The sequence below is a fragment of the Ruegeria sp. BG6 genome (assembly GCF_056538465.1).
Genome location: NZ_JBQFTB010000001.1, coordinates 915,708 through 940,923, shown reverse-complemented (window position 1 = coordinate 940,923; position 25,216 = coordinate 915,708). Strand labels below are relative to the sequence as shown.

Genomic DNA, 25,216 nt, shown 5'->3' with positions numbered 1-25,216 from the left:
ACTAAACAGAGGAGAAGGATAATGACAACAAGACGCAGATTTCTAAGGTCGGCGGGGCTGGCCGGGGCGGCCACTCTGGCAAGCCCTGCAATCGTCAAAGCACAGTCGGCCATCAAGTGGCGGTTCCAGACCTACGCCGGCAGCGCATTGGGCGAGCACGTGACCAAACCTGCCATCGACTACATCAACGCCAACGCAAATGGCGAACTTGAGATCGAGCTGTATTTTGCCGATCAGATCGTTCCCACCGGCGAACTGTTCCAGGCGCTGCAGCGCGGTACCATCGACGGGGTGCATTCAGACGACGACTCGATGGCGTCGCCGACCCCGCTGCGCCAGTTCGGCGGCTACTTCCCCTTTGCGACCAAACATATCCTTGATGTGCCCGTGCTGTTCAATCAGTACGGTTTGGCCGATATCTGGCGGTCGGAATACGAAAAGGTCGGTGTGGCGTGGTTGTCTGCTGCGGGTCAGGACCCGTGCAACTTCAACACCAAGAAGGAAATCAAGACGCTCGGCGATCTGGACGGGCTGAAGCTGTACACCTTCCCGACGGCGGGTCGCTTCCTGGCCAAGTTTGGCGTCGTGCCTGTGAACATTCCTTACGAGGATGCCGAAGTGGCGGTTCAGACCGGAGAGCTGGACGGTATGGCATGGTCGGGCATCACCGAAGATTACACCGTGGGCTGGGCCGATGTGACCGACTACTTCCTGACCAACAACATCTCGGGTGCCTGGATCGGTTCGTGGTTCGCAAATCAGGAACGCTGGGCGGAACTGCCCGATCACCTGAAATCGGTTGTCATGGCCGGGATCGAGGCGGGCCACACCTATCGCAACCAGTGGTACTGGGGTGGTGAAGCGGCGTTGCGTGCCAACGGCGACAAGCTGGAACTGCGGCAAGTTCCGGCCTCGGAATGGAAAGAGGTTGAAAACGCAGCCATTGAATTCTGGGATGAGGTCGCGCAGGAAGGCGAGATTCACCAGAAGATTGTTGGCATCTTCCGCGAGTACAACTCGGTCATCAACCAGGCCGGTGCTCCCTATACCTTCGATTGATACCAAACTCGGGGGCACCGCGTTTGGTGCCCCCGTCAGCAGCTAGAGGTTTGTTTCATGACCGCAACTTTGACATTCGAAACCCTGAAATCCCAGGTCGCATCCGGTGACATTGATACAGTCTTGGTTTGTTTTGTTGACATGCAGGGCCGTTTGATGGGGAAGCGGTTTCATGGGGGTCATTTTGTTGCGGGTGCGTGGGAGGAGACGCATTGCTGCAACTATCTGCTGGCAACGGACCTCGAGATGGGGACGCCGGACGGGTATGCCTCGACCAGCTGGGAGCGGGGATACGGCGACTACGTCATGAAGCCGGATCTGGACACGCTGCGGCCGGTGCCGTGGCTTGAGGGGACCGTGATGGTGATGTGTGATGTGCTGGATCATCACACGCATCAAGAGGTGCCGCATGCGCCGCGTTCGATCCTGAAGAAGCAGGTGAACCGCCTGAAGGCGATGGGTTATGAGGCGATGTGCGCCACCGAGCTGGAGTTCTTCCTGTTCGAGAAGAGCTTTGATGCGATCCGCAAGGAGGGGTTCCGTGATCTGCAACCGATTTCGGGCTATAACGAGGATTATCACATCCTGCAGACCACCAAGGAAGAGCATGTGATGCGACCGATCCGCAACCATCTGTGGAATGCGGGCATTCCGGTCGAAAACTCGAAGGGTGAGGCCGAGACCGGGCAGGAAGAGCTGAACATCAAATACGCGCCGGCGATGGATACGGCTGAATATCACTCGATTGCCAAAAACGCGGTGAAAGAGATCGCCTGGCAGCATGGCCATGCGGCGACGTTTCTGCCGAAATGGCATCACGACAAAGTGGGCAGTTCGTCTCACGTGCACCAGTCGCTTTGGGCCGATGGCAAGCCTGCCTTCTATGACGCGGAAGATGAGCTGGGCATGTCAGCGCTGATGAAAAGCTACATGGCCGGACTGCTGAAATATGCCGCCGATTACACGTACTTCATGGCGCCTTACATCAACAGCTACAAGCGGTTCATGAAGGGCACCTTTGCGCCGACGCGGATCATCTGGTCGGTGGACAACCGCACTGCCGGGTTCCGCCTGTGCGGGGATGGCACCAAGGCGGTTCGGGTGGAGTGCCGGATCCCTGGGTCGGACATGAACCCCTATCTGGCGATGGCCGGAATGTTGGCGGCCGGGATTGCGGGTATCGAAGAGGGGCTGGAGCTTCAACCGCCTGCAAGGGGCGATGTCTATCAGGGCGACACGGGCATGATCCCCGGCACTTTGAAGGATGCGCGCAACGCGCTGCATGGCTCGGCGATGTTGCGCGGGGCTATGGGGGATGATGTGGTGGATCACTATACCCGCGCGGCCGAGGTCGAGATTGAGGAATTCGAGCGCGTGGTGACGGATTGGGAAGTGGCCCGGGGCTTCGAGCGGGCGTAGGCTAGGGGAGAGCGGGCGCTGCGCGCCCGGGTGCCTTCGGCGAGAGTATTTGGAAAAAGATGAAGCAGGGCGCGCCCTGCGAACAGTCAAGAGGTTGGGATGGCCCAGACACTGAAGTGTATCTCTCCGGTCGATGGATCGGTTTTTGCCGAGCGGGAAGTGTTGTCGCGCGAAGCTGCGTTTGAGCTGGCCGCAAAGGCCCGCGCGGCGCAGGCGGGCTGGGCGGCGCGGCCGTTGCAGGAGCGGATTGATCTTGTAATGGCGGGCGTAGCCGCCGTTGGCGCGATGAATGACGAGATCGTGCCGGAATTGGCCCATATGATGGGTCGCCCGGTGCGCTATGGCGGTGAGTTCGGCGGCTTCAATGAGCGCGCCAGTTACATGGCCGAGATTGCCGCAACCTCTCTGGCCGATATCGCGGTGGGCGAGGATGAGACGTTCAGGCGCTATATCAAGCGCATCCCGCACGGGGTCGTGTTTGTGGTGGCGCCGTGGAACTACCCCTACATGACCGCAATCAACACGGTGGCACCGGCGCTGATCGCGGGCAACACTGTGATCCTGAAACATGCCACGCAGACCCTGCTGGTGGGGGAGCGTATGGCGCAGGCCTTCCATTCGGCAGGTGTGCCCGAGGATGTGTTCCAGAATGTTTTTCTGAGCCATGACGTGACCAATGATCTGATCGCTGGCAATGCGTTCGACTTCGTGAACTTCACCGGCTCGGTCGGGGGCGGTCGGGCGATGGAACGCGCGGCGGCAGGGACATTCACCGGTGTCGGCACGGAACTGGGCGGCAAGGATCCGGGCTATGTCATGGAGGATGCCGATCTGGACGCGGCAGTTGATACGCTGATCGACGGGGCGATGTTCAATTCGGGCCAGTGCTGCTGCGGGATTGAGCGGATTTACGTCCATGATAGCCTGTATGATGACTTCGTTGCCAAGGCGGTTGAGGTTGTGAAAGGTTATAAGCTGGGCAACCCGCTGGATACCGGGACGACAATTGGTCCGATGGCGAATGTGCGCTTTGCCGACGAGGTGCGGGCGCAGATTGCCGAGGCGGTTGCGGCTGGCGCGGTGGCCCATATCGACACCTTCCCTGAGGATGATGGCGGTGCTTATCTGACGCCGCAGATTCTTACAGGCGTCACCCATGACATGCGGGTGATGCGGGACGAAAGCTTTGGCCCCGTCGTTGGCATAATGAAAGTGTCCTCGGACGAAGAAGCCATCGCGCTGATGAATGACAGCGAATTTGGCCTGACCGCGTCGCTCTGGACCCGCGATGTGGACCGCGCCGCGCGGGTCGGGGACCGGATCGAGACCGGCACCGTGTTCATGAACCGGGCCGACTATCTGGACCCGGGCCTGTGCTGGACCGGCTGCAAGAATACCGGTCGTGGCGGCGGACTGTCCGTGATCGGCTATCACAACCTGACCCGTCCAAAGTCGTATCACCTGAAAAAGGTGACTGGCTGAGGATACCCGCTCGTCCCGTTCTCCCCCTCTGCGGGACGGGCCCGAACATTGAGAGAAAACAGGACATGAACCTTCAAGGAAACTGGTCTTATCCGACCGCGATCAAATTCGGCGCAGGCCGAATCCGGGAACTGCCCGAGGCCTGCGCAGCCGCCGGGATGAAACGCCCGCTGCTGGTCACCGACAAGGGGCTGGCCGATCTGCCGATCACCAAGGCAACGCTGGATATCATGGAGGCCGCCGGTCTGGGGCGCGGCCTGTTCAACGACGTGGACCCGAACCCGAATGAGAAGAACCTTGAGGCCGGTGTCGCGGCCTATAAAGCGGGTGGCCATGACGGGGTGATCGCGTTTGGCGGCGGCTCGGGTCTGGATCTGGGCAAGATGGTGGCCTTCATGGCGGGTCAGACGCGGCCAGTCTGGGATTTTGAAGACATTGGCGACTGGTGGACCCGCGCCGACGCAGATGCCATCGCGCCGATCATCGCCGTGCCGACGACCGCGGGCACCGGATCGGAGGTGGGTCGCGCCAGCGTCATCACCAACTCCGAAACCCATGCCAAGAAGATCATCTTTCACCCGAAAGTGCTGCCAACGGTCGTGCTCTGTGACCCGGAGCTGACCGTGGGCATGCCCAGGTTCATCACCGCAGGCACCGGGCTGGATGCCTTTGCCCATTGTGTCGAGGCCTATTCCAGCCCGCACTACCATCCGATGAGCCAGGGCATCGCTTTGGAAGGGATGCGCCTGGTCAAGGATTACCTGCCGCGCGCCTATGCCGATGGCACCGACATCGAGGCCCGCGCCCAGATGATGAGCGCCGCCGCCATGGGCGCCACCGCCTTCCAGAAGGGCCTGGGCGCGATCCACGCCATGAGCCACCCCGTCGGCGCGCACTTCAACACCCACCACGGCACCACCAACGCGGTCTGCATGCCCGCCGTGCTGGACTTCAACGCCCCGGCCATCGCCGACCGGTTCGCGTTGGCCGCGGCTTACCTGGGCATCGATGGCGGCTTTGACGGCTTCCGTGCCTTTGTGCAGGACTTCAACGACAGCCTCGGCATCCCGCGCAAGCTCTCCGAACTGGGCGTCACCGAAGCCGCTATCCCGGACCTCGTCCAGGGCGCACTCATCGACCCCTCCTGCGGCGGAAACCCAGTCGAACTTACCCAAGAGAACCTCACAAACCTCTTCAACACCGCGTTGTGATCCACCTCTCTTTGTGACAATAGGACACCGGCCCGTTTTGCGGGCCGGTTTTGTTTCACGAAAGGTTCGGACGTGACCCCGTTTGTCATCGCCATCACTTTGGCGGCTGCAATGCTGCATGCAGTTTGGAACGCAATAGTCAAATCTGCGGCCGACCGAACCACGACGATGGGGTTGGTGGCTCTTGGGCAGGCTATTCCCGGTGCGATCATGGTTATCGCGCTGCCTATGCCGAGTGCCGAGAGCTTCCCTTACATCCTGATCTCGACCTTCGTGCATTTCGGGTACTATTTCATGCTGGGCAAGGCGTATCAGCATGGTGACCTGAGCGTCGTCTATCCCATCGCCCGTGGGATCGTACCCGCGCTGGTGTCCCTCTGGGCGATGCTGTTGGTGGGCGAAATGCTGCCCCTGCAGGCGTGGGCCGGGATTGCTCTGATTGCGGTTGGTATCCATCTCAGCAACTGGAGGGCATTGCGTTCGGGGCTCGGGCGCTCGACCCTGTTATTCGCGATAGGCACAGGGGTGTGTATCTCGATCTATTCGGTGTTCGACGGGATCGGGGTGCGCTTGTCGGGAAACACGCTCAGCTACTGGGCCTGGGGGGCTTTTCTGCACCTGTTTATTGCTGGATTCGTCGGCATCCGCAGGCGAAAGAAACTGGCGGATTATCCTATGAACGTGTGGGTTGTTGGCCTGTTGGGCGGCCTGGTGTCGATGGCGGCCTATGGGTTGGTGCTTTACGCCAAGAACTTTGCTCCGCTGGGCGCGGTTTCGGCGCTGCGCGAAACCTCCGTCATCTTCGCGGCGCTGATCGGGTTCATTTTCCTGAAAGAAGGCAACTGGATGCGGCGGCTTGGGGCTGCGGTTCTGATGGCCGTGGGCGTGGCGCTGATCGGGCTGGCCGTTTAATCCCCCCAAGACCATCTTGCTGAGTGCGCCCCCGATCTCTCATATTGAGTCGGAGTGATGAGGGAGCGTTTTCATGACCAAAGAGATTGTTCTGATCCACGGGGCCTTTGCCGGGCCGTGGTGCATGCAGGATTACGCGGGTTTCTTCCGCGACAGGGGTTGGACCGTGCACACCCCCGCATTGCGACATCATGGCGGAGATCCGAAGGCCGAGCCTGATCCGGGCCTGACCGATACCAGTGTGACGGATTATGCGGACGACATCGCGGAACTTGTGAAGGGACTGGACAGCAAGCCGGTTCTCCTTGGCCATGCGATTGCGGGCGTGGTGGCCCAGCAGGTGGCCTCGCGCGGGTTGGCCAGCGCCATCGTCCTGATCAACCCGAACGCGGCCTGGGGCACCTTGCCGGAAACCGACGACGAACGCGCCGTGCCGCGCGCGCTGATGGAGGGCGGGGCGTTCTGGAAGCAACCCATGCGAGTCGAGTTCGACCTGATGGCGCCCTTTGCGCTGAACAAGATGCCCGAGGCGCAACAACACGCGGTGTTTGACCAGTTGGGCGCCGAAAGCGGCCGGGTGATGTTCGAGATGTTCTTCTGGATGTTCGACGACCACCACGCGATGAAGGTCGACATCGACAAGGTCGGCTGCCCGGTGCTGATCGTTTCAGGCACAGAGGATCGGGCGGTAAACCCTGACACCTGCCGCGCTTTGGCCGAACTGTACGGAGACCGCGCGACCTTTATGCCCGTAAAGGATCACGCGCATTTTCTGTTCATGGAACCCGGCTGGGAAAAACCCGCCGGGCAGATTGCCGATTGGTTGGATGGAAAGGTGGGCTAGCAGGCCCGCCATTGCATCACCGGCTGGTCTGAAAGCTGCTTTGTGGCCGCCAGCTCATCGTGCCATCATCCCGTTTGACACAGCGGAGCAGATGTTCCTCTCGCGATGTTGAGGTAGTGGTGACGGTGTTGTCGCCCGAGATCACAACGAAGGAATCCAGTGAATAGGCCATGCCCTGATAGTAGCAGAACCGCAACTCTGCCCCGACCGGAATCGGTGACGCGGTGAGCAGAGCCTGCTGCGCGTTTGCCTGGCTGGCCAGCACGGCAAAAGCCAGCCCGAGGGTTAGTGTTTTCATGTCGTCCTCCCGTTCGGATATCCGTTATTCAATTTGGGTCTTGGACGCTCGGAACCTCAAAATTTCGTTGTTCTATGGCGGATTGCGCGCAAGTGTGAACGAGATCAACGGGTTAGGCAAGGGGCGTGTTTGCGGGCTTGTTGTGGGGAAGTCCTGCGCTGTCCACCCAATGCTTGATGCAAAGCATTAAGCACACCCGGACTCGCCCCAATGGGCGGGTGCAGTTTTCTCCTGCAGTTCGAAGTCTTCCTATTCGTAACTTGAATAGAATTTCTCCTGTGAATCGGAGAATGCCTGCCTAAAGACTTTGGCTTCGTTTTCAAAGCCATCCAGCAATGGCTGGAATTCCGAGAACATCATCTCTCTTCCGAAGTGCTTCGATAGAGCCATTTGGCAAAACATCCAAAAATGTAGTTGATCTGACATTATCCGACAGACTTGTGAATCCTGTTTCAGTTTTGTTTCTGACGGTTCGCGCAGTTGTTCATCTAGCATTAAATCGAGTGCTTTGTTGTCGCCATGTACCAAATGGCTTTGAAGTCCGTACATGTGGGCCAAGGCGCGAAAACCTATTGTTGGGATACCTTCAAAGCTGCGCTTATCTAAGAAGTCAATAATTTCGGAAAATGACCATTTTTGCTTTAATTGTTTTCGCTTTTGCTTGTTCTGCTCACCAAACTCGAAAATTGTGTCATCGCGGAGGGCTTCAAAAATACGCTGATCGAGATGCGTCCCGTGTTCACTCGCTAAACTCTGAGCAAAATGGGCCTTATGTCTTTGTTGATGTGCATGAACGTGTTCAAGGTCCGTCCAAAACTCTTCGACCAATTCTGGCTGTTCAGCGGTTGGGGTGTAACAAATAAACCAAACCTTGGAGCAGGTTTCTGTGAAGGGGCGTAGGAGAATTTCGGCATCCCAAATGTACCCCCAGCTTGTCAAAAAAGATATGCTTTGACTTCTTTCGCTAGCAAACATCATCAACCGATAAAGTGTGCCGACAGCTGGCGACACAATGTGAGTGTCTTGAAAATACGAGAGAATTTGATCTCGAATTTTTGAGACAGCAGTTAATTGGGCAGATTGAACGCCTTGCAGTGTTGGAGTTTGCTCAGAAAAGCCTGCAGCTTTACTCAAACATCCAACTCCTCCACAAACCGCGCGTTCTCCTGAATGTATTGGAACCGCAGTTCGGGTTTTTTGCCCATCAGACGCTCGACCAGGTCGCCGGTTTCGCCGGGTTCGTCCTCGTCTATGGTGACGCGGATCAGCTTTCGGGATGCCGGGTCCATCGTGGTCTCTTTCAGGTCCTTGGCGTCCATCTCGCCCAGACCCTTGAAGCGTGAGACGTCGATCTTGCCCTTGCCACCCAGACCTTTCTCAAGCCATTTGTCACGCTCGGCCTCGTCCAGACAGTAGACGCGCTTGGCGCCCTGGGTCAGGCGGTAGAGGGGTGGGCAGGCGAGATAGAGGTGGCCCGCGTCGATCATCGGGCGCATCTGGGTGAAGAAGAACGTCATCAGCAGCGAGGCGATATGCGCCCCGTCCACATCAGCGTCGGTCATGATGATGACCTTGTCATAGCGCAGGTCATCGACATTGAACCTCGTGCCAAGGCCCACACCCAGCGCCTGCGTCAGGTCGTTGATTTCGGCATTGGTACCCAGTTTCGAACTGGCTGCGCCCAGCACGTTCAGGATCTTGCCGCGCAGGGGCAGCAGCGCCTGCGTTTTGCGGTCCCGGCCCATTTTGGCCGAGCCGCCCGCAGAATCGCCCTCGACGATGAATAATTCGGTGCCGTCGCGTGTTGAACTGGAACAGTCCACCAGCTTGCCGGGAAGACGAAGTTTCTTAGTGGCGGACTTGCGTTGTGTTTCCTTCTCGGCCCGTCGGCGCAGGCGTTCTTCGGCCCTCAGGATGAGGAAGTCGAGGATCGCCCCGGCGGATTTCGTATCAGCGGCCAGCCAGTTGTCGAAATGGTCGCGGACCGAGTTTTCGACCAGCCGTTGTGCCTCGACCGTGGCCAGCCGGTCCTTGGTCTGGCCGACGAATTCCGGTTCGCTGATGAAACACGACACCAGCGCACAGCCACCGGTGATCAGATCGTCACGGGTGATCTGACCGGCCTTCTTGTTGTTGATCAGTTCTCCGTACGCTTTGATCCCTTTGAGGACTGCGGCCCAGAAGCCAGCGACATGAGTACCGCCTTCGGGCGTGGGAACGGTGTTACAGTAGGATTGGATGAAACCGTCGCGCGAGGGCGTCCAGTTGATCGCCCATTCGACCTTGCCGGGGGCGCCGAATTTCTCGTTAAAGTCCACGGTGCCGGCAAAGGGCTGCTCGGCATAGGTGGACGAGCCGTTCATGGTCTCTTTCAGATAGTCCGACAGGCCGCCGGGAAAGTGAAAGGACGCCTCGGTCGGGGTTTCACCATCATCGATGGCGGATTTCCAGCGGATTTCGACGCCCGAGAACAGGTAGGCTTTGGAGCGGATCGACTTGAACAGGCGGGCGGGCTTGAACCGGTGATGGCCGAATATTTCCTCATCCGCGTGGAAGGTTACGGTGGTGCCGCGCCGGTTGGGGGCCGCACCGATTTTCTCGACAGGGCCCAGCGGGATACCGCGCGAGAACCGCTGTTGGAACAGCGTCTTGTCGCGCGCCACCTGCACGACCATCGAATCCGACAAAGCGTTGACAACGGACGCACCCACGCCGTGCAAACCGCCTGAAGTCTGGTAGGCCTTGCCCGAGAACTTACCGCCCGCGTGCAGGGTACAAAGAATGACCTCCAGCGCCGATTTATCCGGGAACTTTGGGTGCGGATCGATCGGTATACCGCGCCCATTGTCGCGCACGGTCAAGGCGTAATCCGAGTGCAGCTCGACCTCGATCCGGTTGGCATGTCCCGCCACGGCCTCGTCCATCGAGTTGTCGAGGATTTCGGCAACCATGTGGTGCAAAGCGCGTTCGTCCGTGCCGCCGATATACATGCCGGGGCGTTTGCGGACAGGTTCCAGCCCTTCAAGCACCTCAATCGAGGAGGCGTCATAGGCGGCGGTGGCGCTGGGCGTCAACAGATCGTCGGGCATGGGTGCTGCTCTTGTTTTTGGGTTTGCTCCATTATGGCAGGTGATGTGTGCGGGGGGAAGAGGGGCGCGAGGTGTTGTGGATACATGCGCTGGCGGCTGAGTTTTCGCCTGATCGACGGTAATTTGCTAGTCTGGGTTCGAGCAACGGCCTTATTGCAAAGGAGTGGGGTGATGAACACGAGCGCGTCCGGTTTTGTTGGAGAGATTCCTGAGCATTACGACAAGGGGCTAGGGCCCAATATTTTTGTCGACTATGCAGACCGGCTTGTCGACGAATGCTGTGCAGAGGCCGTGGCAAATGTAATCGAACTGGCCGCCGGCACCGGAATTGTCAGTGGCAAGCTGCGCGACAGATTACCGAAGGGCGCCAGTTTGCTGGTGACGGATCTGAACGGGCCGATGCTGGAGGTGGCAAAAAAGAAACTCGAAGAGGGCGATAATCTCCGGTTCTCAGTCGCGGATGCAATGGATCTACCATTTGAGGAAGCCCGTTTCGATCTTATGGTTTGCCAGTTTGGAGTGATGTTCTTTCCCGACAAAGTTGCCTCGTTCCGCGAGGCAGCCCGAGTTATCAAGCCTGGCGGCCGTTACGTTTTCAACGTGTGGAGCGCAATGTCTGAGAACCCGTTTTCGCAGATGGCTCACGAAGTGGCCCGACAGTTTTTTCCGGATGATCCGCCCGGGTTTTATAAGGTTCCCTTTCACTACGGTGATCCACAGTTGGTCAAGGCGGACCTTGCCGAGGCAGGATGGGGTGACATCAGGTACGAGACCATTCGACTGAACAAACGCATTGAGGCACCCGAGACATTTGCGAAAGCTCTGGTTTTCGGGAATCCATTGATTGATGAAATCAGATCCCGAGGCGGAGTTTCTTCGGATGACGTTGCCAAGGAAATGGCGTCTGCTCTGCACCGCACTTTTGGCCCAAGCGAAATGACGATGCCGTTGTCGGCTACGACATTTGTTTGCCGCAAGACCCAAGCGTGACAGATCCGGGCTTTTCTTAGTCTGCTGTTTTCAGGACTTTTGTTCCGCCTATTCCTTTGGCATCAATATCCCGACAGAGCGCTGAGGGTTCACGGCCAAGGGCGTTTGGCCCATAGAGAGGATTGCGAATGAGCTGGATCAAAACCATTCCGTTTGACGAGGCGAAAGGTAAGTTGCGAAAGCTGTATGAGCGAGTGACCGGCCCTGACAACAACGTGGACAACATCATGATGGCGCACAGCCTGCGCCCGCATTCGATGGAAGGCCACATGGCGATCTACAAGAACGTGCTGCACCATTCAGGCAACCAGATTCCCAAATGGTTTCTCGAAGTCCTGGGTGTCTGGGTCAGCTCGCTGAATCGGTGCGGCTATTGTGTGGAACATCACTTCAACGGGTTGCAGCGGTTGCTGGGTGATACTGTGCGAGGTGATGCCATACGCGCAGCGATTGAGGCGCGACAGCCGGAAACGGCGCCGCTGGATGCAGCACAGGTGGCAGCGATGGGATATGCCCGCAAGCTGACCGAAGCGCCGGCCGAACTGACCGAGGCCGATGTGATCGCTTTGCGAGGTGCGGGGTGGGACGACGGAGAGATCCTCGAGATCAATCAGGTCTGTTCCTATTTTTCCTATGCCAACCGGACAGTTTTGGGATTGGGGTGTTCGACCAAGGGGGATGTTTTGGGACTGTCGCCAAACAACTCCGACAACCCCGACGATTGGGGCCATCGGTAAGGGCGCAAGCGGGCGTGGGCAGGCTGTTGCGCCTGTCGGAGTTTGATGCCGATCAAAGCGAATTTTATGAGTTTCTGCTAGGCGTTCCGGGAAACATTGAAACCCAGGAGCATATGCATGGCGGCAATCGTCCAGACCGACTTGAAACCCACTCAGATCAATACTGTACAGGCTGAAGTTCAGGATGCCTCGCAGCCATGCGCCGAGAAAATCCGGCACGCTTTCGAGAGCGGCAAGTACCCTTACGGCCACAAGATGGCGCGCAAAACCTACGAGGCGGAAAAGGCGAAGCTTCAGGCTGAATTGCTCAAGGTGCAACTATGGGCGCAGGAGACGGGCCAGCGGTTTGTTCTGCTGTTTGAAGGACGCGACGCGGCGGGCAAAGGCGGCACGATCAAGCGGTTCATGGAGCATCTGAACCCCCGTCAGGCCCGCGTGGTAGCCCTGAACAAACCGACGTGGGAAGAGAAGGGGCAGTGGTACTATCAGCGGTATGTGCAGGAACTGCCGACGGTCGGTGAAATGGTGTTCTACGACCGGTCGTGGTACAACCGGGCAGGTGTCGAGCGCGTGATGGGGTTCTGTTCGCCAAACGAATACCTTGAGTTCATGCGGCAGACGCCCGAACTGGAACGGATGCTGGTGCGATCAGGTATCCAGCTATATAAGTACTGGTTCTCGGTTACGCAGCCCGAACAGCAGCGGCGGTTCAAGAGCCGCGAAACCGATCCGCTGAAGCAGTGGAAGCTGTCGCCGATCGACAAGGCCAGTCTGGACAAATGGGATGATTATACCGAGGCGAAGGAGGCGATGTTCTTTTACACCGACACTGCCGATGCGCCCTGGACCATCGTCAAATCGAATGACAAGAAACGCGCGCGGCTGAACTGTATGCGGCATTTCTTGTCGACGCTGGATTACCCGGACAAGGATCACGAATTGGTTGACGAGCCTGATCCCCTGATCGTCGGGCAGGCGCATCACGTCATACATCGTTCGGATCACGTGCTGGGTACGTCGCTGCATCCCGAAGCGCGTTTGTAAGAGTCTGGCCTTTCGGGAATTCGGAGTCTCAGTTTGAAAATTCGCTGATCGGCTCTTGTCCCTGACGATGGCCGGGCCTATGGCTGTTGCGATGAGCAAAGTCATGTCATATCCCGGCCATTTTCGCGCGATTGCCGTTCTGGGCCTGCCCCTGATCGGCGGGCATCTTGCGCAGTATGCGATCGGCCTGACCGATACCATCATGCTGGGATGGTATGGGGTCGAAGCGCTGGCGGCGGTGACGTTGGCCAGCAGCTACTACTTTGTTCTGTTCCTGTTCGGCGCAGGGTTCGGCTTGGCGGTCATGCCCATGGTCGCAACGGCCGCGGCGGAGGAGAACGAAACCAGCATCCGAAGATCAACCCGCATGGGTTTGTGGCTGTCGCTGATTTACTCGGCCCTGATCATGCCGCTGCTTTGGTGGTCCTATCCCATACTGATCGCCCTGAAGCAGGAGCCGGAGGTTGCTCAAACAGCGTCGGAGTACTTGCGTGTCGCAGGGTGGGGGATCATCCCGGCGCTATTGGTCATGGTGCTGAAGTCTTATCTGGCTGCGTTGGAGCGTACACAGATCGTTTTGTGGATTACCGTTGCCGCTGCCCTGGTGAACGCGGTGACGAATTACGCACTGATCTTTGGCAATTGGGGGGCTCCGGAACTTGGTGTCATGGGGGCCGCCATCGCATCGGTTGTGACGCAGATCGTTTCGTTGATTTGCGTCATCTACTATGCGGTACGCGTTTTGCCTGAACACAGCCTGTTTCAGCGTTTCTGGCGGCCGGATTGGGAAATGTTCCACAGTGTTCTGCGGTTGGGCGTTCCTATCGGCCTGACCATGCTGGCCGAGGTTTCCCTGTTTGCCACTTCGGCCCTGATGATGGGATGGATCGGGCAGGTTCCGCTGGCCGCGCACGGTATTGCGCTGAACCTCGCCTCGGCAACGTTCATGGTTCATTTGGGCCTTTCAAACGCCGCCACCATAAGGGCAGGCAACGCGCTGGGCCGGAAGGATCGAGCGCACCTGGAAAAAGGCGCGATTGCCGTAACCGGGATGTCGCTGGTTGTGTCAGTGCTGACGATCATCCTGTTTCTGACCTGCGCCGAACCGTTGATTTCGCTGTTCATGGAAGCGGACAACCCCGAGCGTCCGCAGATTCTGGCGATCGGCACCGGGCTTCTGGCCATGGCGGCCCTGTTCCAGCTGGTTGATGGCGCTCAGGTCATCGCGCTGGGCCTGTTGCGCGGTGTGCAGGACGCCAAGATCCCCATGGTGATGGCCGCGCTCAGCTATTGGGTGATCGGCATTCCAGCCTCTTACTACTTTGGCTTCATGCGGGGTATGGAGGGTATCGGAGTTTGGCTTGGCCTTGTCATTGGGCTGGCCTGCGCTGCGGTGATGCTGATGGCCCGTTTCTGGCTCAGGTCCGTGCGTGAGGTCGGGTTGCCTGTCGAAAGACCGGCGGCCTGATCAGTTTTTGTTCAGGCGATCGGCCTTCTTCCTTACAAGCACAGTCCGCAGGTCGTGCATCGCCATCAGCAACCGATCGCTGACATCTTCAAGCTGTTCTTCCGTGGCCTTGGACTGGGCCCACTGTGTCGTCAGGTTCAGGTAGTCGACCGCGCGGTGAATGTCGTCAATGTCACGTTTCGCCAACAGGGCTTTACGTTCTGTCATCCAGCGTTCGATCTCGGCCTTGTCAGCATCGGAAAGCGTATGCTGCCCATGAGGTTTGATGTCGTCATTGCGGATGTTGATAACGGCGATCTGATCCATTTCGATCCGACGATGTCGATTTGCCGTGTCGATTTTGAACACGACCGCTCCGTTTTCGCGGACACGGAAATAGTATTCCGGCAGGTCTGTCGACAAGATTCTTCTCCGATCAGGTCAGTGCGGCGCAAAACCGTTGAATGCGGGTACACGCCTCTTTCAGGGCCGCGTCCGAAGTCGCGTAGCTGATCCGGAAATTCGGCGACAGCCCAAAGGCCGCACCAAAGACAACGGCGACGTCCGCTTCCTCCAGCAATGCGGTGGCAAAGGCTTCGTCACTGTCAATATGGGTGCCTGCAGGGCTGGTCTTTCCGATCAGACCTGCGATGGACGGGTACACATAGAAGGCGCCTTCGGGCGTGGGGCAGGAAATGCCGTCGATTTCATTCAGCATCTCGACGACCAGATCGCGGCGCCGTTTGAAGGTCTCGTTGTTGGGGGCCAGAAACGCCTGGGTGCCGTTCAGTGCCTCAACCGCGGCCCATTGGCTGACTGAACACGGGTTCGAGGTGGATTGCGACTGGATTTTGCGCATGGCCGCAATGATCTCGACCGGTCCCGCCGTGTAACCGATCCGCCAGCCGGTCATTGCATAGGCTTTGGATACGCCGTTGCAGGTGAGCGTACGGTCATACAGTCCCGGCTCAACCTCAGCAGGGGTGCAGAACTCGAACCCGTCGTAAGCCAGGTGCTCATACATATCGTCGGACATGATCCAGACATGCGGGTGGCGCATCAGCACATCGGTCAACGCCTTCAGTTCTTCCCGGTTGTATCCAGCCCCGGTTGGGTTCGATGGAGAGTTGAAGATGAACCACTTTGTCTTCGGCGTGATCGCGGCCTCAAGCTGTTCGGCGGTCAGCTTGAAATTGTTTTCGAGTTTGGCTTCGACCACAACCGGCGTGCCCCCGGCCAAAAGCACCATGTCCGGGTAGCTGACCCAGTATGGCGCGGGGATGACAACTTCGTCGCCCGGATTCATCGTCGCCATCAGCGCGTTGTACAGCGTCTGCTTTCCGCCCGTTCCGACCGAAATCTGGGCCGGCGTGTAATCCAGCCCGTGATCGCGCTTCATCTTGGCGCAGGCCGCCTGCTTGAGTTCGGGGATACCGTCGGGGGCAGTATACTTGGTCTTGCCGGCGGCAATAGCAGCGACCGCCGCGTCCTTGATGTTCTGCGGGGTGTCGAAATCCGGTTCGCCCGCGCTGAGGCCAATGACGTCGCGTCCTGCGGCCTTCATTTCAGCCGCCTTTGCCGTCATCGCGATTGTGGGCGAAGGTTTTACGCGTGACAGTGTCGCAGACAGGAAACTCATGAGCGGCCTCGGTTTGTATGTTTGGCCTGTCTGTCATAGGGTGCGCCCGAATGACGATCAAGCGCTATGAAAAATAGATTTGGAGCCCCAGATGACTGATGAATACGACTGGTTCGGACCGGATGCAGCAACGTTTGGGGATCGTCTGGCAGGCGCGCGCGAAGCGGCCGGGATGTCACAATCTGAGATGGCCCGCAGGCTGGGTGTCAAAAAGGCGACCATTGTCGCGTGGGAGAACGATCTGTCCGAGCCGCGCGCGAACCGTCTGTCGATTATGGCGGGCATGGTGAATGTCTCGATCATGTGGTTGCTGACCGGAGAAGGTGAGGGGATGGGCGCCCCCTTGGAGGAGGATGCCGAAAGTCTGGAGTTGGCAGGCGTCGCCGCCGAGTTGCGCGCAATTCGCGGCGAAATGCGCGCCAGCGCCGAACGCGCAGCGCGGCTTGAGAAAAAGATCCGCCTGATGTTGGAGCCTCAACAGTGACAGAAACACGCGATGTTCGGATCAAGCGTATGAAAATGCGCTCGATGCGGCGCGGGATCAAAGAGATGGATCTGATCCTGTCGGCCTATGCCGACCGCAACCTTGCGGGCATGGATACGGTCGGTCTGGATGCCTACGATGCGCTGCTGCACGAAAACGATCAGGACCTTTATCAATGGGTGACTGGGCAGGTCAGGCCTCCTGAGAACTTTGCAGACCTGATCGCGGGTATCGCGCAGACCTTTCAAAAGTAACGGAAAATCCCGCTTAACCGATTTTTCGGGAATTCGGTTCATCGTGTCAGAAACTGCGCGACTGAATCGGAGGGTCGGATGAGTATGGAATTGCAGGTTTCCGCGCCGGGAACCAAAGGGTTCATGACCAGCTATCTTGAGGCGCTGGCCCTTGTCGAACGGCTGCACCGGTTGCTGCTGGATGTCATCAAGGATGAATTCGAACGTGTCGGTGTGCTGGAAATCAATGCGGTGCAGGCGCTTCTTCTGTTCAATATCGGCGATCACGAGGTGACGGCGGGCGAATTGAAAAGCCGGGGTTACTATCAGGGCAGCAATGTCAGCTACAACCTCAAGAAACTGGTCGAAATGGGTTACATGCATCACCAGAGATGTGAGATTGACCGGCGGTCCGTCCGGGTGCGCCTGACCCCACGCGGCCGAGAGATTCGCGACATCGTGGCCGAGCTGTTCTCGCGCCATGCCGAAGGCTTGCAGAGCCGTGGTGTTCTGGAATTTGACGGGATCGAACGTATCACCACGTCTTTGCGCCGGGTCGAGCGATACTGGACCGATCAGATCCGCTATATTTACTAAGCATTCGGGCACGTCGCTCGGCAAAAGGTGAACGTCAGGTATCGGTGTGCAATCCAAGCTCTGCGGGTGCTGACCGGAACGTCGTATTCGCGGCAAATAGCGACTGAAGGTCGAGGGCCGGACAACTTCGAGCCCTCTCAACAAAAAGCCCAGTACGCTAACTGGGCATCTTCCTTCCGTGGTTTGATCGCCGGCCTTCGGGCAAATTTGAGTAAAACCTTGAGCGTGACGGGTACCGGATCACATCGCGTTCAAGTCGCTGTTCGCTCTCACCGAATATGCTACACCGTGGCACGCTCGAATCAGAAACCCCAGTGCCCCGAAACCGGCAAGACAGCCCGGCCAAACCTCGTGGCGCTTTGCTTGCACGAACACGGAGCCAGCGCTTTGACGAAAAACGCACAGAAAGCAGCGCGTCTGAGCGTGGCACCCATGATGGACTGGACAGACCGGCATTGTCGGTTTTTCCATCGGTTGCTCAGTCGTCAAACCCTGCTTTACACGGAAATGGTGACGGCCCCGGCATTGGTCCGGGGTGGGGCACTTCATTTGCTGGACTACAGCCCGCAGGAGCACCCTGTTGCCCTGCAACTGGGCGGGTCGGATCCTGAAGAATTGTCACAAGCAGCGCGCCTGGGCGCGGAAGCCGGGTATGATGAGGTTAACCTGAATTGCGGCTGCCCTTCCGACCGGGTCCAGTCGGGCACGTTTGGAGCGGTGTTGATGAAGGACCCCTCTCGCGTCGCCGAATGCGTGGCAACGATGATTGATGTTGTCAAAATAGACGTCTCCGTCAAATGCCGCCTCGGTGTCGATGATCAGGAAGCCGAGGAAGTGCTGCCTGCGTTTCTGGAGGCAATCCGCGCGGCAGGCTGTGGTCGCGTTACGATCCACGCGCGCAAGGCCTGGCTTCAAGGGCTCAGCCCGAAGGAAAACCGCGATATTCCGCCGCTGGACTACGGTCTGGTGCATCGGATGAAAGCGGCTTTTCCTGATCTGCATGTCTCGATCAACGGCGGTATCACCTCGCTGAAACAAGCGAGGGAGCATCTGGACGCCGGGCTGGATGGTGTGATGATCGGACGTTCGGCCTATCATCAGCCCGCCGACATTCTTTGCGATGCTGACCCGCTGATCTTTCAAACAGGACTTGCCACCGACCCGTTTGAAGTTGTCCATGAAATGGTGCCTTATGTCGAAAAACACCTTGCCGACGGTGGGCGACTGCACCAGATCACGCGTCACATGCTGGGATTGTTCGCCGGACGACCCGGTGCGCGGGCATGGCGACGCGCACTGTCCGAGGGGGCAGTACATTCCGGGGCCGGGCCCGAGGTGATGCTGCAGGCGCTGGAACAGGTTGCGCCACTGGCTGAGGTTTAAACGAAATCCGGTTTGACACCGGTTTGGGGGGACAATGCCCGAGACGATGTTGCTGGCCCAAATGCTGGGCCTTTTGCTTGTGATCGGGGCCTTGGCCGGAGTGCTGGCCGGGTTGCTGGGCGTCGGGGGCGGAATTGTTCTGGTACCCGCGTTTTTCTATGCGTTTCAGACGCTTGGATATGGCGGGCCGCAACTGATGCAGCTGTGTCTGGCGACATCTCTGGCCACGATCATCGTCACGTCTGTCCGGTCCGTGCTTGCGCACAACAAAAAAGGCGCGGTGGACTGGGATATTCTGCGCGGATGGGGCGTTGGTATTGCCACAGGTGCCGTTCTGGGTGTGCTGGTGGCTTCGGCCTTGCGAACAGAAGCGCTGCAGGCCCTGTTTGGGATACTCGGCATGGTCATCGGTGCCTATCTGGGGCTGGGCCGGTCAGAATGGCGGCTGGGTGACGCCATGCCCAAAGGGGCGCGTCGCGCGGTTCTTTCGCCCTCGGTCGGCTTTTTGTCTGTGCTGATGGGGATCGGCGGTGGCAGTTTCGGTGTGCCTTTGATGAGCCTGTTCAACACTCCCATTCACCGCGCCGTGGCCACCGCCGCCGGGTTCGGCGTGATTATCGCAGTGCCATCGGTTCTGGGCTTTCTGTTTGTGGAAATCCCGGTCGAGCATCGTCCGCCGCTGACAATCGGGGCGGTTAATCTGGTTGCGTTTGGCGTGGTGGTCGCAATGACGATGATGACGGCGCCCTGGGGGGTGAAACTGGCCCACGCGATGGATCCGAAACCCCTAAAACGGGTTTTTGCCGTGTTTCTGACACTGGTCGCCCTCAACATGCTTCGCAAGGCGGTGGGATGGTAGACCATTTTCAAGATAAGGGCTGGATCTCGTTTCCTTATGATCCGGTTCTGGCCGAATGGGTTGAAGAGGCTTTGCCTGCTGCCCGAAGCTCGGTCTCGGACCCGGCGCACGCTCCGTGGCTCGATTGCGAGGGGACTTGGTTCATCGGAGTCGATGCTTTGACCAATGATCGCCAGGGCAGGGTGGGGCGTTCGCTGCCGCTGGCCGGGCAAGCGATGGACTTCATCAACCGGCAGTACGGTGTTCTGCCGCTGCACAAAGGGCAGGTCTCGGTCTTCTACCCCGGCTACCCGTGTCCCCGACGTGGCGAAAGCGAGGCGGCCGCACGGTACAGGCGAAACAAGGATGCCGCCCATGTGGACGGACTGCGCCCCTCTGGCACTGGCCGACGCCGGCATGTGGATGAGCCGCACGCGTGGATTTTGGGAATTCCCCTGAACAAGGCCAGCGCCGATGCTTCGCCGATGGTTCTGTGGGAGGGGAGCCACAAGATCATGGGGGCTGCCTTTCGGAACGCCATGGCCGGACACCCGGATGAGGCACTGCATCAGATCGACGTGACGGAAATCTACCAGACGGCACGACGAGAAGTCTTCGACACATGTCCGCGAATCGAACTGCCGGCGGCACCGGGCGAGGCTTATCTTTTGCATCGACACTGTCTGCATGGGGTCGCCCCGTGGGGTGAAGCTGCAAGTTGTGGGCCCGACGGACGGATGATCGCCTATTTCCGCCCGGAATGTGCCGGGGGTGTAGCCGAGTGGCTCGAAACTCCGTAACGTCCTGCCATTGTTTAGCTTTGGAGGATTTTCGGTATGATGACCGTCCACACGAATTCTGATGGTGCACAGATTGAAGTTGAACTGTCTGGCCAGATCACTGCCGACGACTATGCTTCGACCCTTGTTCCGGCCATCGAAGCTGCTTTGACCGAGCATGACGCGGTTCGCCTTCTGGCGATCGTGCATCCGGAGTTCAAAGGTTACGACCTTGGAGCCGCGTGGTCTGACACCAAACTTGGTCTGAGCCATTGGCGCGGCTTCGACCGGATCGCAGTGGTGGCCGATCAAGGCTGGGTTCAGACTAGCATCCGGCTGGCAGCTCCGATCCTGCCGTGCCCGGTGCAGGTATTCGAGATGACCGAGTTGGAAGCCGCCCGGCGCTGGATGCGCGAGTCCCTCGGGGCCATTCATGTCACAGATCTGGGCGGCCCGTGTATTCAGATTTCCTTGATGGGCAAGTTGGACCCCGATGAATACAAGCAGGCCGAGACCGATCTGGACAGCCTGCTTCGCGAGCGTGACGGGTTCAGGTTACTGATCGATCTGCGGGAATTTGATGGCTGGCAGGGGCTGACGGCACTGGCTGCACATTTCCGTCTGGCGCAGGGGCATATCGGGATGCTTGATCGCGCAGCAATTGTTGGCGACAAGGGCTGGCAGAGGATTGCGCAAAAAGTGGCAAGCCACGTGTTGGGAGCGCGAACGCAGTATTTCCCGTCGGAAGAAATCGAAAACGCAAAATCCTGGCTTACGGCTGGCTGATCCCTTCGCGGAGAGACAACTGAACTGATCGCGCCGCTGTGCTGGCCACTCACTCACGATCCGCGAACTCAACCCCCTCGGAGTTCAATCGGCCCGCAGCGGCGCAGCTTTAGATCGGTCTATTCTGGAATTGAAGTGTCAGCCTTTGTTCAGGCGGGCAGCGCGGCCACCACGCCGTTTCGCGAGACGCGGTTTACGAGCCGGCAGGTCTGTCATGATTTCCGCCCGCTCGCTGCTTTCCATCTTGGACCAGCGCGAAATCTCGTCAAGGGTGCGGTAGCATCCTGTGCAGATACGTTCCGTCGGGTGCACAACACAGATCTGGACGCAGGGGCTTTCCACCTCATTCCTTTTCCAAACCATGTTTGTCATCGCGCCAACCCGCCTTTTTAAAGAAAGCGCAACCTGTCGAGCGCTCCTTGCAAAATATAACCAGCAGCGACGTGATCAATAACCTGTCCGCGACGTTTTCGTGTCGTATCCGCCTCAAGCAGTGCCTTTTCTGCCGCAACTGTGCTTAATCTCTCGTCCCAAAAACCGATGGGAAGGTCCGTCAGGCGCGACAGATTCCGGGCAAAAGCGCGGGTTGACTGGCATCGGGGGCCTTCAGTTCCGTCCATGTTTTTGGGCAGGCCCAGAAGTATTCCTCCGATTTCGCGGTCAGCAACAATTTCCAGAAGCCGCGCGGAATCGAGCGTGAATTTCTTGCGCCGGACCGTCTCGAGCGGGCTGGCCACGCCGCGCATCCGGTCCGAAACCGCCACGCCGATCGTCTTCTCGCCAAGGTCCAACCCCATGAGCGCCGTCATCGGGGCCAGCGCGGCGGCGAAATCTTCGAACTGATCGTGGATCATGGTTCCAGACCTGCCCTTCGGGCGGCCGCGGCCAGCATGTCCAGCGCATCGGCATTGCCGGCGAAAACAGATTGCGCTTCGTCGTATATTCCGCTTGCCCGTTCCGCTTCGCCAAGAACGCCCAGTGCTGCAATCAGGCGGGCCCATTCTTCGGGCGATCCGCCTTCGGTTGCCAGCCGGTCCGACAACTGGTTGACCATTCCGCGGATCATGTCCTGACGTTCTTCCGGCGTCAGTTCCGCTGCTGCGTCGACAGCGGCCTGATCAGGGCCTGGCTCGGTGGAAGGTGCCGGGATTTCCGGAGCATTGAAAACGCCCGCCCTGAAGGCCAGTTCGTCAATTTGGGCGCGGATCGCATCTGCCCAGGGTGCGCCGGCGGGCGCTTGGGCCAGTGCATCGGCCCAAAGCCGGTAGGCCAGGTCGGGTCGTCCGGTCTGCACAAGCATCTGCCCCCAATAGTACCGAGCAGGTCCATGATGCGGGTCGCGATCCAGCGCCTGTTTCAGCGCGTCCTCAGCCTCGGGTGAAACATATCCGCCCGCCGCCAGAATCATCATCTCGGCCAGGTGGGAATAAGCATCCGCTGGCGCTGCATCACCCGACAGTTCGATCACGCGTTGCTGCGCCTTGTAAGCAGCCTGAAAATTGCCTGCGTTGGCCTCATGTTGGGCCAGCAGAATATGACCCTGCAAGTCGTCGGGCCGGCTAGCAACGGTTTCGCGCAACTGGCCCAGCAGTTCGACATAGCTTTCTTCCAGCTGAGGCGCCGGCGCGTGTGGTGTCGACGCTTCAAATTCGGCCTGAGCCGGACGATCGGCGCGCAGGCTCTTGGCCATTTCCAGTCGCATTTCCAGTGGTTGATCCGGCAACCCGTTGGCACCGAGTTGACGATAAAGCCCCATTGCACCACCCACCAGAACAAGCGCCACGACAACAAGTGATCCGACCGTAACGGCACGCGACGGGCCGTTGCCCGCTGCAGACTGCTGCATCTGCGCATCCGCAGCCAGAATGCGACGAGAGATTTCGGTGCGTACCCTGTCGGCATCCGCTGCTGGGATTACACCCCGGGCCAGGTCCCGGTCCACGCCCGCCAACTGTTCACGGTAGACGCGCAGGTCGTAGGCCGCGGCAGGTTCGCGGTTTTTCCTGTTGCGCAGCATGGAATATCCCAAAAACACGGCAATCAGCAGTGCAGTCAGTAAGATCAGGACCCAGAACGTCATAGTATCTCCGAAACGCTTGCCCTGACTTAGACCCGCTGGCCGCCCGACAAAAGGGACAAATGGCCGCGAATGGCGTACATGTCGCAATAGTGCGATATTGCGGCGTTGTGCGGCAGGGGTAAACTGTCGCCACAGGTCATATCTGCGCCCAATCACCGAACCGGATGGATTCGCTTATGAAACACTATTCAGCCTTTGCCGTTGCGCGCGAAGCGCTTCGTTACCACACAGGATGGGAACGCGCCTGGCGGTCACCCGAACCCAAGAAACGCTACGACGTAATAATCGTTGGCGCAGGGGGGCATGGTCTGGCCACTGCATACTATCTGGGTAAGAACTATGGCATCCAGAACGTGGCCGTAATTGAAAAAGGCTGGCTGGGCGGTGGCAACACCGGCCGGAACACGACGATCATCCGCTCGAACTATTTGCAGGACCCGTCGGCTGCGATCTACGAAAAGGCACGCAGCCTCTATGAGGATCTGAGCCAGGACCTGAACTATAACATCATGTTCAGCCCGCGCGGCGTGATGATGCTGGCGCAGACCCAGCACGAAATCCGCGGCTATCAGCGCACGGCGCACGCCAACGCCTTGCAGGGCGTCAAGACCGAGTGGATTACGCCTGAACGCGTCAAGGAGCTGGTGCCGATCATCAATCTTGACGGCCCGCGCTATCCGGTTCTGGGCGCGCTTTGGCAGGAACGCGGCGGCACCGCACGCCATGACGCAGTGGCGTGGGGCTATGCGCGCGCCTGTTCCGCGATGGGCATGGACATCATCCAGCAGTGCGAAGTCACCGGCGTCCGTTCGGACAATGGCCGCGTGGTTGGCGTCGATACCACCAGGGGCGCCATTGACTGTGACAAGCTGGGCATCGTTGTTGCCGGGCACTCGGGGCAACTGGCCGAGATGGCAGGCTTCCGCCTGCCGCTGGAAGCCATCGCGCTGCAAGCGCTGGTATCCGAGCCGATCAAACCCTGCATGGACGTTGTCGTAATGGCCAACACCGTGCACGGCTACATGTCTCAGTCCGACAAGGGCGAGATGGTGATCGGCGGCGGCACGGACGGGTTCAACAACTTCACCCAGCGTGGATCGTTCCACCATATCGAGGAAACGGTGCGCGCGCTGGTCGAGACCTTCCCAATGATATCGCGCCTGAAGATGCTGCGCCAATGGGGCGGGATCGTGGATATGACCGGTGATCGCTCGCCGATCCTGTCGAAAACACCGCTGCAGGGCTGCTTTATCAACGGCGGCTGGGGCACCGGTGGCTTCAAGGCGATCCCGGGTTCGGGCTGGGGCATGGCACAGCTGATGGCCACCGGTCATTCGCCACTGACCGAAGCTTTCTCGCTGGACCGCTTCAAAGAGGGCCGCTTCATCGACGAGAGCGTCGCCGCCGGGGTGGCGCATTGATGGAGATTTTTCGCCGAAAAATCGTCTCTGCCCCTGACTACGAATTGCGCGGACGTCAAACGACGGCTTGCTGCTGAAAGGATGACAAAATGCTGATCCTGAATTGCCCCTATTGCGGCGTTGACGCCGAAGAAACCGAACTGGCCGCTGGTGGCGAGGCGCATCTGAAGCGCTTTGGCCCCGGCTCGTCGGATGACGAATTCCACGACTACCTGTTCATGCGTGAAAACCCCAAAGGCGTGCATTTCGAACGCTGGCGGCACGCCAATGGCTGTGGCAAGTGGTTCCACGCCGCGCGTTGTACCCAAACGCTCGAGGTCTTTGGCACTTACACCGCTCAGACCTCCGAACCGCCGCAAGACATCAAGGATGCCATCACCGTCAAACGGCCCGGCTGGACGTGGAGAGAGTTCTCCTGATGCTTCACCTTTTCAAAAATACTCC

The 25,216-nt window shown here is 58.9% G+C and carries 27 protein-coding genes; 19 read left to right on the top strand and 8 right to left on the bottom strand.

What is annotated here, in order from left to right:
* The first annotated feature begins 21 nt into the window (after nucleotides 1-21).
* The 6 genes from ACR0JW_RS04685 (at nucleotide 22) to ACR0JW_RS04660 (ending at nucleotide 6,927) form a co-directional block, all read left to right on the top strand.
* On the top strand, nucleotides 22-1,059 hold the full coding sequence (locus ACR0JW_RS04685; RefSeq protein ID WP_170610097.1) for a TRAP transporter substrate-binding protein: 1,038 nt from the start codon (nucleotides 22-24) through the stop codon (nucleotides 1,057-1,059).
* Nucleotides 1,060-1,116: 57 nt separating this feature from the next.
* Nucleotides 1,117-2,478 (top strand): glutamine synthetase family protein, encoded by a 1,362-nt coding sequence (locus tag ACR0JW_RS04680; protein WP_170676287.1) that lies wholly within the window; start codon nucleotides 1,117-1,119, stop codon nucleotides 2,476-2,478.
* 99 nt (nucleotides 2,479-2,577) lie between these two features.
* Nucleotides 2,578-3,960, top strand: coding sequence for an aldehyde dehydrogenase family protein (locus tag ACR0JW_RS04675; protein WP_170676289.1), 1,383 nt, complete (start codon nucleotides 2,578-2,580; stop codon nucleotides 3,958-3,960).
* Nucleotides 3,961-4,025: 65 nt separating this feature from the next.
* Nucleotides 4,026-5,171 (top strand): iron-containing alcohol dehydrogenase, encoded by a 1,146-nt coding sequence (locus tag ACR0JW_RS04670; protein ID WP_170676291.1) that lies wholly within the window; start codon nucleotides 4,026-4,028, stop codon nucleotides 5,169-5,171.
* Between the two features lie 72 nt (nucleotides 5,172-5,243).
* Nucleotides 5,244-6,083, top strand: coding sequence for a DMT family transporter (locus ACR0JW_RS04665; RefSeq protein WP_170676293.1), 840 nt, complete (start codon nucleotides 5,244-5,246; stop codon nucleotides 6,081-6,083).
* Nucleotides 6,084-6,156: 73 nt separating this feature from the next.
* The gene (locus ACR0JW_RS04660; RefSeq protein ID WP_170676295.1) at nucleotides 6,157-6,927 is read left to right on the top strand and encodes an alpha/beta fold hydrolase; all 771 of its coding nucleotides are present in this window, start codon (nucleotides 6,157-6,159) and stop codon (nucleotides 6,925-6,927) included.
* A gap of 16 nt (nucleotides 6,928-6,943) precedes the next feature.
* Here ACR0JW_RS04660 and ACR0JW_RS04655 read toward each other — a convergent pair whose 3' ends face one another.
* The 3 genes from ACR0JW_RS04655 to parE all read right to left on the bottom strand — a co-directional run bounded on the left by ACR0JW_RS04655 (nucleotide 6,944) and on the right by parE (nucleotide 10,314).
* Entirely contained in the window at nucleotides 6,944-7,225 is a 282-nt protein-coding gene (locus ACR0JW_RS04655) for a hypothetical protein (RefSeq protein ID WP_170676297.1), read from the bottom strand.
* A gap of 249 nt (nucleotides 7,226-7,474) precedes the next feature.
* Entirely contained in the window at nucleotides 7,475-8,359 is an 885-nt protein-coding gene (locus ACR0JW_RS04650; protein WP_170676299.1) for a DUF5677 domain-containing protein, read from the bottom strand.
* Nucleotides 8,356-10,314: a DNA topoisomerase IV subunit B gene (gene parE, locus ACR0JW_RS04645; RefSeq protein WP_170676302.1), complete on the bottom strand. Its 1,959-nt coding sequence runs from the start codon at nucleotides 10,312-10,314 to the stop codon at nucleotides 8,356-8,358. Before parE ends, ACR0JW_RS04650 begins: the two co-directional genes overlap by 4 nt.
* Nucleotides 10,315-10,485: 171 nt before the next feature.
* Between parE and ACR0JW_RS04640 the strand changes: the two genes are divergently transcribed.
* The 4 genes from ACR0JW_RS04640 to ACR0JW_RS04625 all read left to right on the top strand — a co-directional run bounded on the left by ACR0JW_RS04640 (nucleotide 10,486) and on the right by ACR0JW_RS04625 (nucleotide 14,553).
* Entirely contained in the window at nucleotides 10,486-11,304 is an 819-nt protein-coding gene (locus ACR0JW_RS04640) for a class I SAM-dependent methyltransferase (RefSeq protein WP_170676304.1), read from the top strand.
* A gap of 128 nt (nucleotides 11,305-11,432) precedes the next feature.
* Nucleotides 11,433-12,041: a peroxidase-related enzyme gene (locus tag ACR0JW_RS04635; RefSeq protein WP_170676306.1), complete on the top strand. Its 609-nt coding sequence runs from the start codon at nucleotides 11,433-11,435 to the stop codon at nucleotides 12,039-12,041.
* A gap of 117 nt (nucleotides 12,042-12,158) precedes the next feature.
* Nucleotides 12,159-13,085, top strand: a complete 927-nt coding sequence (ppk2, locus tag ACR0JW_RS04630) for a polyphosphate kinase 2 (protein WP_170676308.1) — start codon at nucleotides 12,159-12,161, stop codon at nucleotides 13,083-13,085.
* Nucleotides 13,086-13,176: 91 nt separating this feature from the next.
* Complete coding sequence (locus tag ACR0JW_RS04625; protein ID WP_170619122.1) at nucleotides 13,177-14,553, top strand: MATE family efflux transporter; 1,377 nt, start codon at nucleotides 13,177-13,179, stop codon at nucleotides 14,551-14,553.
* Here ACR0JW_RS04625 and ACR0JW_RS04620 read toward each other — a convergent pair whose 3' ends face one another.
* Together ACR0JW_RS04620 and ACR0JW_RS04615 are read right to left on the bottom strand one after the other, a co-directional pair.
* On the bottom strand, nucleotides 14,554-14,955 hold the full coding sequence (locus ACR0JW_RS04620; protein ID WP_170676310.1) for a hypothetical protein: 402 nt from the start codon (nucleotides 14,953-14,955) through the stop codon (nucleotides 14,554-14,556). It abuts the gene before it with no gap.
* Nucleotides 14,956-14,968: 13 nt separating this feature from the next.
* Nucleotides 14,969-16,171 carry a pyridoxal phosphate-dependent aminotransferase gene (locus ACR0JW_RS04615; RefSeq protein WP_170676312.1) on the bottom strand — a complete coding sequence of 401 codons (1,203 nt, stop codon included), beginning with the start codon at nucleotides 16,169-16,171 and terminating at the stop codon, nucleotides 14,969-14,971.
* A 91-nt stretch (nucleotides 16,172-16,262) separates the two neighbouring features.
* Here ACR0JW_RS04615 and ACR0JW_RS04610 point away from each other — a divergent pair, with 91 nt between their 5' ends.
* The 7 genes from ACR0JW_RS04610 (at nucleotide 16,263) to ACR0JW_RS04580 (ending at nucleotide 21,271) form a co-directional block, all read left to right on the top strand.
* A complete protein-coding gene (locus ACR0JW_RS04610; protein ID WP_170676314.1) occupies nucleotides 16,263-16,655 on the top strand; it encodes a helix-turn-helix domain-containing protein in 393 nt (130 codons plus the stop codon).
* Nucleotides 16,652-16,909 carry a succinate dehydrogenase assembly factor 2 gene (locus ACR0JW_RS04605; protein WP_480713617.1) on the top strand — a complete coding sequence of 86 codons (258 nt, stop codon included), beginning with the start codon at nucleotides 16,652-16,654 and terminating at the stop codon, nucleotides 16,907-16,909. The genes ACR0JW_RS04610 and ACR0JW_RS04605 overlap by 4 nt, the downstream gene beginning before the upstream one ends.
* Before the next feature lie 78 nt (nucleotides 16,910-16,987).
* Nucleotides 16,988-17,485: a winged helix DNA-binding protein gene (locus tag ACR0JW_RS04600; protein WP_170676316.1), complete on the top strand. Its 498-nt coding sequence runs from the start codon at nucleotides 16,988-16,990 to the stop codon at nucleotides 17,483-17,485.
* A 387-nt stretch (nucleotides 17,486-17,872) separates the two neighbouring features.
* The gene (gene dusA / locus ACR0JW_RS04595) at nucleotides 17,873-18,868 is read left to right on the top strand and encodes a tRNA dihydrouridine(20/20a) synthase DusA (protein WP_170676318.1); all 996 of its coding nucleotides are present in this window, start codon (nucleotides 17,873-17,875) and stop codon (nucleotides 18,866-18,868) included.
* Nucleotides 18,869-18,902: 34 nt separating this feature from the next.
* Nucleotides 18,903-19,727: a sulfite exporter TauE/SafE family protein gene (locus ACR0JW_RS04590; RefSeq protein WP_170676320.1), complete on the top strand. Its 825-nt coding sequence runs from the start codon at nucleotides 18,903-18,905 to the stop codon at nucleotides 19,725-19,727.
* Nucleotides 19,721-20,506, top strand: a complete 786-nt coding sequence (locus tag ACR0JW_RS04585) for a hypothetical protein (protein WP_480713616.1) — start codon at nucleotides 19,721-19,723, stop codon at nucleotides 20,504-20,506. The genes ACR0JW_RS04590 and ACR0JW_RS04585 overlap by 7 nt, the downstream gene beginning before the upstream one ends.
* 36 nt (nucleotides 20,507-20,542) lie before the next feature.
* Nucleotides 20,543-21,271, top strand: coding sequence for a SpoIIAA family protein (locus ACR0JW_RS04580; protein ID WP_170676324.1), 729 nt, complete (start codon nucleotides 20,543-20,545; stop codon nucleotides 21,269-21,271).
* A gap of 138 nt (nucleotides 21,272-21,409) precedes the next feature.
* On the opposite strand, the gene ACR0JW_RS04575 is transcribed toward ACR0JW_RS04580, so the two are convergent.
* The 3 genes from ACR0JW_RS04575 to ccmI are packed head-to-tail and all read right to left on the bottom strand — an operon-like array spanning nucleotide 21,410 to nucleotide 23,351.
* Nucleotides 21,410-21,643: a DUF1289 domain-containing protein gene (locus ACR0JW_RS04575; protein ID WP_170610137.1), complete on the bottom strand. Its 234-nt coding sequence runs from the start codon at nucleotides 21,641-21,643 to the stop codon at nucleotides 21,410-21,412.
* 17 nt (nucleotides 21,644-21,660) lie between these two features.
* Nucleotides 21,661-22,125: a Holliday junction resolvase RuvX gene (gene ruvX / locus ACR0JW_RS04570; protein WP_170610139.1), complete on the bottom strand. Its 465-nt coding sequence runs from the start codon at nucleotides 22,123-22,125 to the stop codon at nucleotides 21,661-21,663.
* Nucleotides 22,122-23,351: a c-type cytochrome biogenesis protein CcmI gene (ccmI, locus tag ACR0JW_RS04565; protein ID WP_170676326.1), complete on the bottom strand. Its 1,230-nt coding sequence runs from the start codon at nucleotides 23,349-23,351 to the stop codon at nucleotides 22,122-22,124. The genes ruvX and ccmI overlap by 4 nt, the downstream gene beginning before the upstream one ends.
* A gap of 176 nt (nucleotides 23,352-23,527) precedes the next feature.
* On the opposite strand from ccmI, the gene ACR0JW_RS04560 reads away from it, so the two are divergent.
* Nucleotides 23,528-24,772 (top strand): sarcosine oxidase subunit beta family protein, encoded by a 1,245-nt coding sequence (locus ACR0JW_RS04560; RefSeq protein ID WP_170676328.1) that lies wholly within the window; start codon nucleotides 23,528-23,530, stop codon nucleotides 24,770-24,772.
* An 89-nt stretch (nucleotides 24,773-24,861) separates the two neighbouring features.
* Nucleotides 24,862-25,191, top strand: coding sequence for a sarcosine oxidase subunit delta (locus ACR0JW_RS04555; RefSeq protein ID WP_170676330.1), 330 nt, complete (start codon nucleotides 24,862-24,864; stop codon nucleotides 25,189-25,191).
* Nucleotides 25,192-25,216: the final 25 nt, after the last annotated feature.

Excerpts from the sequence above, each read along its gene's own strand:
- ACR0JW_RS04635 (WP_170676306.1), top strand. The coding sequence starts at position 11,433 with ATGAGCTGGATCAAAACCATTCCGTTTGACGAGGCGAAAGGTAAGTTG.
- ccmI (WP_170676326.1), bottom strand. The coding sequence starts at position 23,351 with ATGACGTTCTGGGTCCTGATCTTACTGACTGCACTGCTGATTGCCGTG.
- ACR0JW_RS04685 (WP_170610097.1), top strand. The coding sequence starts at position 22 with ATGACAACAAGACGCAGATTTCTAAGGTCGGCGGGGCTGGCCGGGGCG.
- ppk2 (WP_170676308.1), top strand. The coding sequence starts at position 12,159 with ATGGCGGCAATCGTCCAGACCGACTTGAAACCCACTCAGATCAATACT.
- ACR0JW_RS04585 (WP_480713616.1), top strand. The coding sequence starts at position 19,721 with ATGGTAGACCATTTTCAAGATAAGGGCTGGATCTCGTTTCCTTATGAT.
- ACR0JW_RS04610 (WP_170676314.1), top strand. The coding sequence starts at position 16,263 with ATGACTGATGAATACGACTGGTTCGGACCGGATGCAGCAACGTTTGGG.
- ACR0JW_RS04555 (WP_170676330.1), top strand. The coding sequence starts at position 24,862 with ATGCTGATCCTGAATTGCCCCTATTGCGGCGTTGACGCCGAAGAAACC.
- parE (WP_170676302.1), bottom strand. The coding sequence starts at position 10,314 with ATGCCCGACGATCTGTTGACGCCCAGCGCCACCGCCGCCTATGACGCC.
- ACR0JW_RS04590 (WP_170676320.1), top strand. The coding sequence starts at position 18,903 with ATGCCCGAGACGATGTTGCTGGCCCAAATGCTGGGCCTTTTGCTTGTG.
- ACR0JW_RS04600 (WP_170676316.1), top strand. The coding sequence starts at position 16,988 with ATGAGTATGGAATTGCAGGTTTCCGCGCCGGGAACCAAAGGGTTCATG.
- ACR0JW_RS04575 (WP_170610137.1), bottom strand. The coding sequence starts at position 21,643 with ATGACAAACATGGTTTGGAAAAGGAATGAGGTGGAAAGCCCCTGCGTC.
- ACR0JW_RS04580 (WP_170676324.1), top strand. The coding sequence starts at position 20,543 with ATGATGACCGTCCACACGAATTCTGATGGTGCACAGATTGAAGTTGAA.
- ACR0JW_RS04660 (WP_170676295.1), top strand. The coding sequence starts at position 6,157 with ATGACCAAAGAGATTGTTCTGATCCACGGGGCCTTTGCCGGGCCGTGG.
- ACR0JW_RS04675 (WP_170676289.1), top strand. The coding sequence starts at position 2,578 with ATGGCCCAGACACTGAAGTGTATCTCTCCGGTCGATGGATCGGTTTTT.
- ACR0JW_RS04615 (WP_170676312.1), bottom strand. The coding sequence starts at position 16,171 with ATGAGTTTCCTGTCTGCGACACTGTCACGCGTAAAACCTTCGCCCACA.
- ACR0JW_RS04640 (WP_170676304.1), top strand. The coding sequence starts at position 10,486 with ATGAACACGAGCGCGTCCGGTTTTGTTGGAGAGATTCCTGAGCATTAC.
- ACR0JW_RS04625 (WP_170619122.1), top strand. The coding sequence starts at position 13,177 with ATGAGCAAAGTCATGTCATATCCCGGCCATTTTCGCGCGATTGCCGTT.
- ruvX (WP_170610139.1), bottom strand. The coding sequence starts at position 22,125 with ATGATCCACGATCAGTTCGAAGATTTCGCCGCCGCGCTGGCCCCGATG.
- ACR0JW_RS04680 (WP_170676287.1), top strand. The coding sequence starts at position 1,117 with ATGACCGCAACTTTGACATTCGAAACCCTGAAATCCCAGGTCGCATCC.
- ACR0JW_RS04655 (WP_170676297.1), bottom strand. The coding sequence starts at position 7,225 with ATGAAAACACTAACCCTCGGGCTGGCTTTTGCCGTGCTGGCCAGCCAG.
- ACR0JW_RS04560 (WP_170676328.1), top strand. The coding sequence starts at position 23,528 with ATGAAACACTATTCAGCCTTTGCCGTTGCGCGCGAAGCGCTTCGTTAC.
- ACR0JW_RS04670 (WP_170676291.1), top strand. The coding sequence starts at position 4,026 with ATGAACCTTCAAGGAAACTGGTCTTATCCGACCGCGATCAAATTCGGC.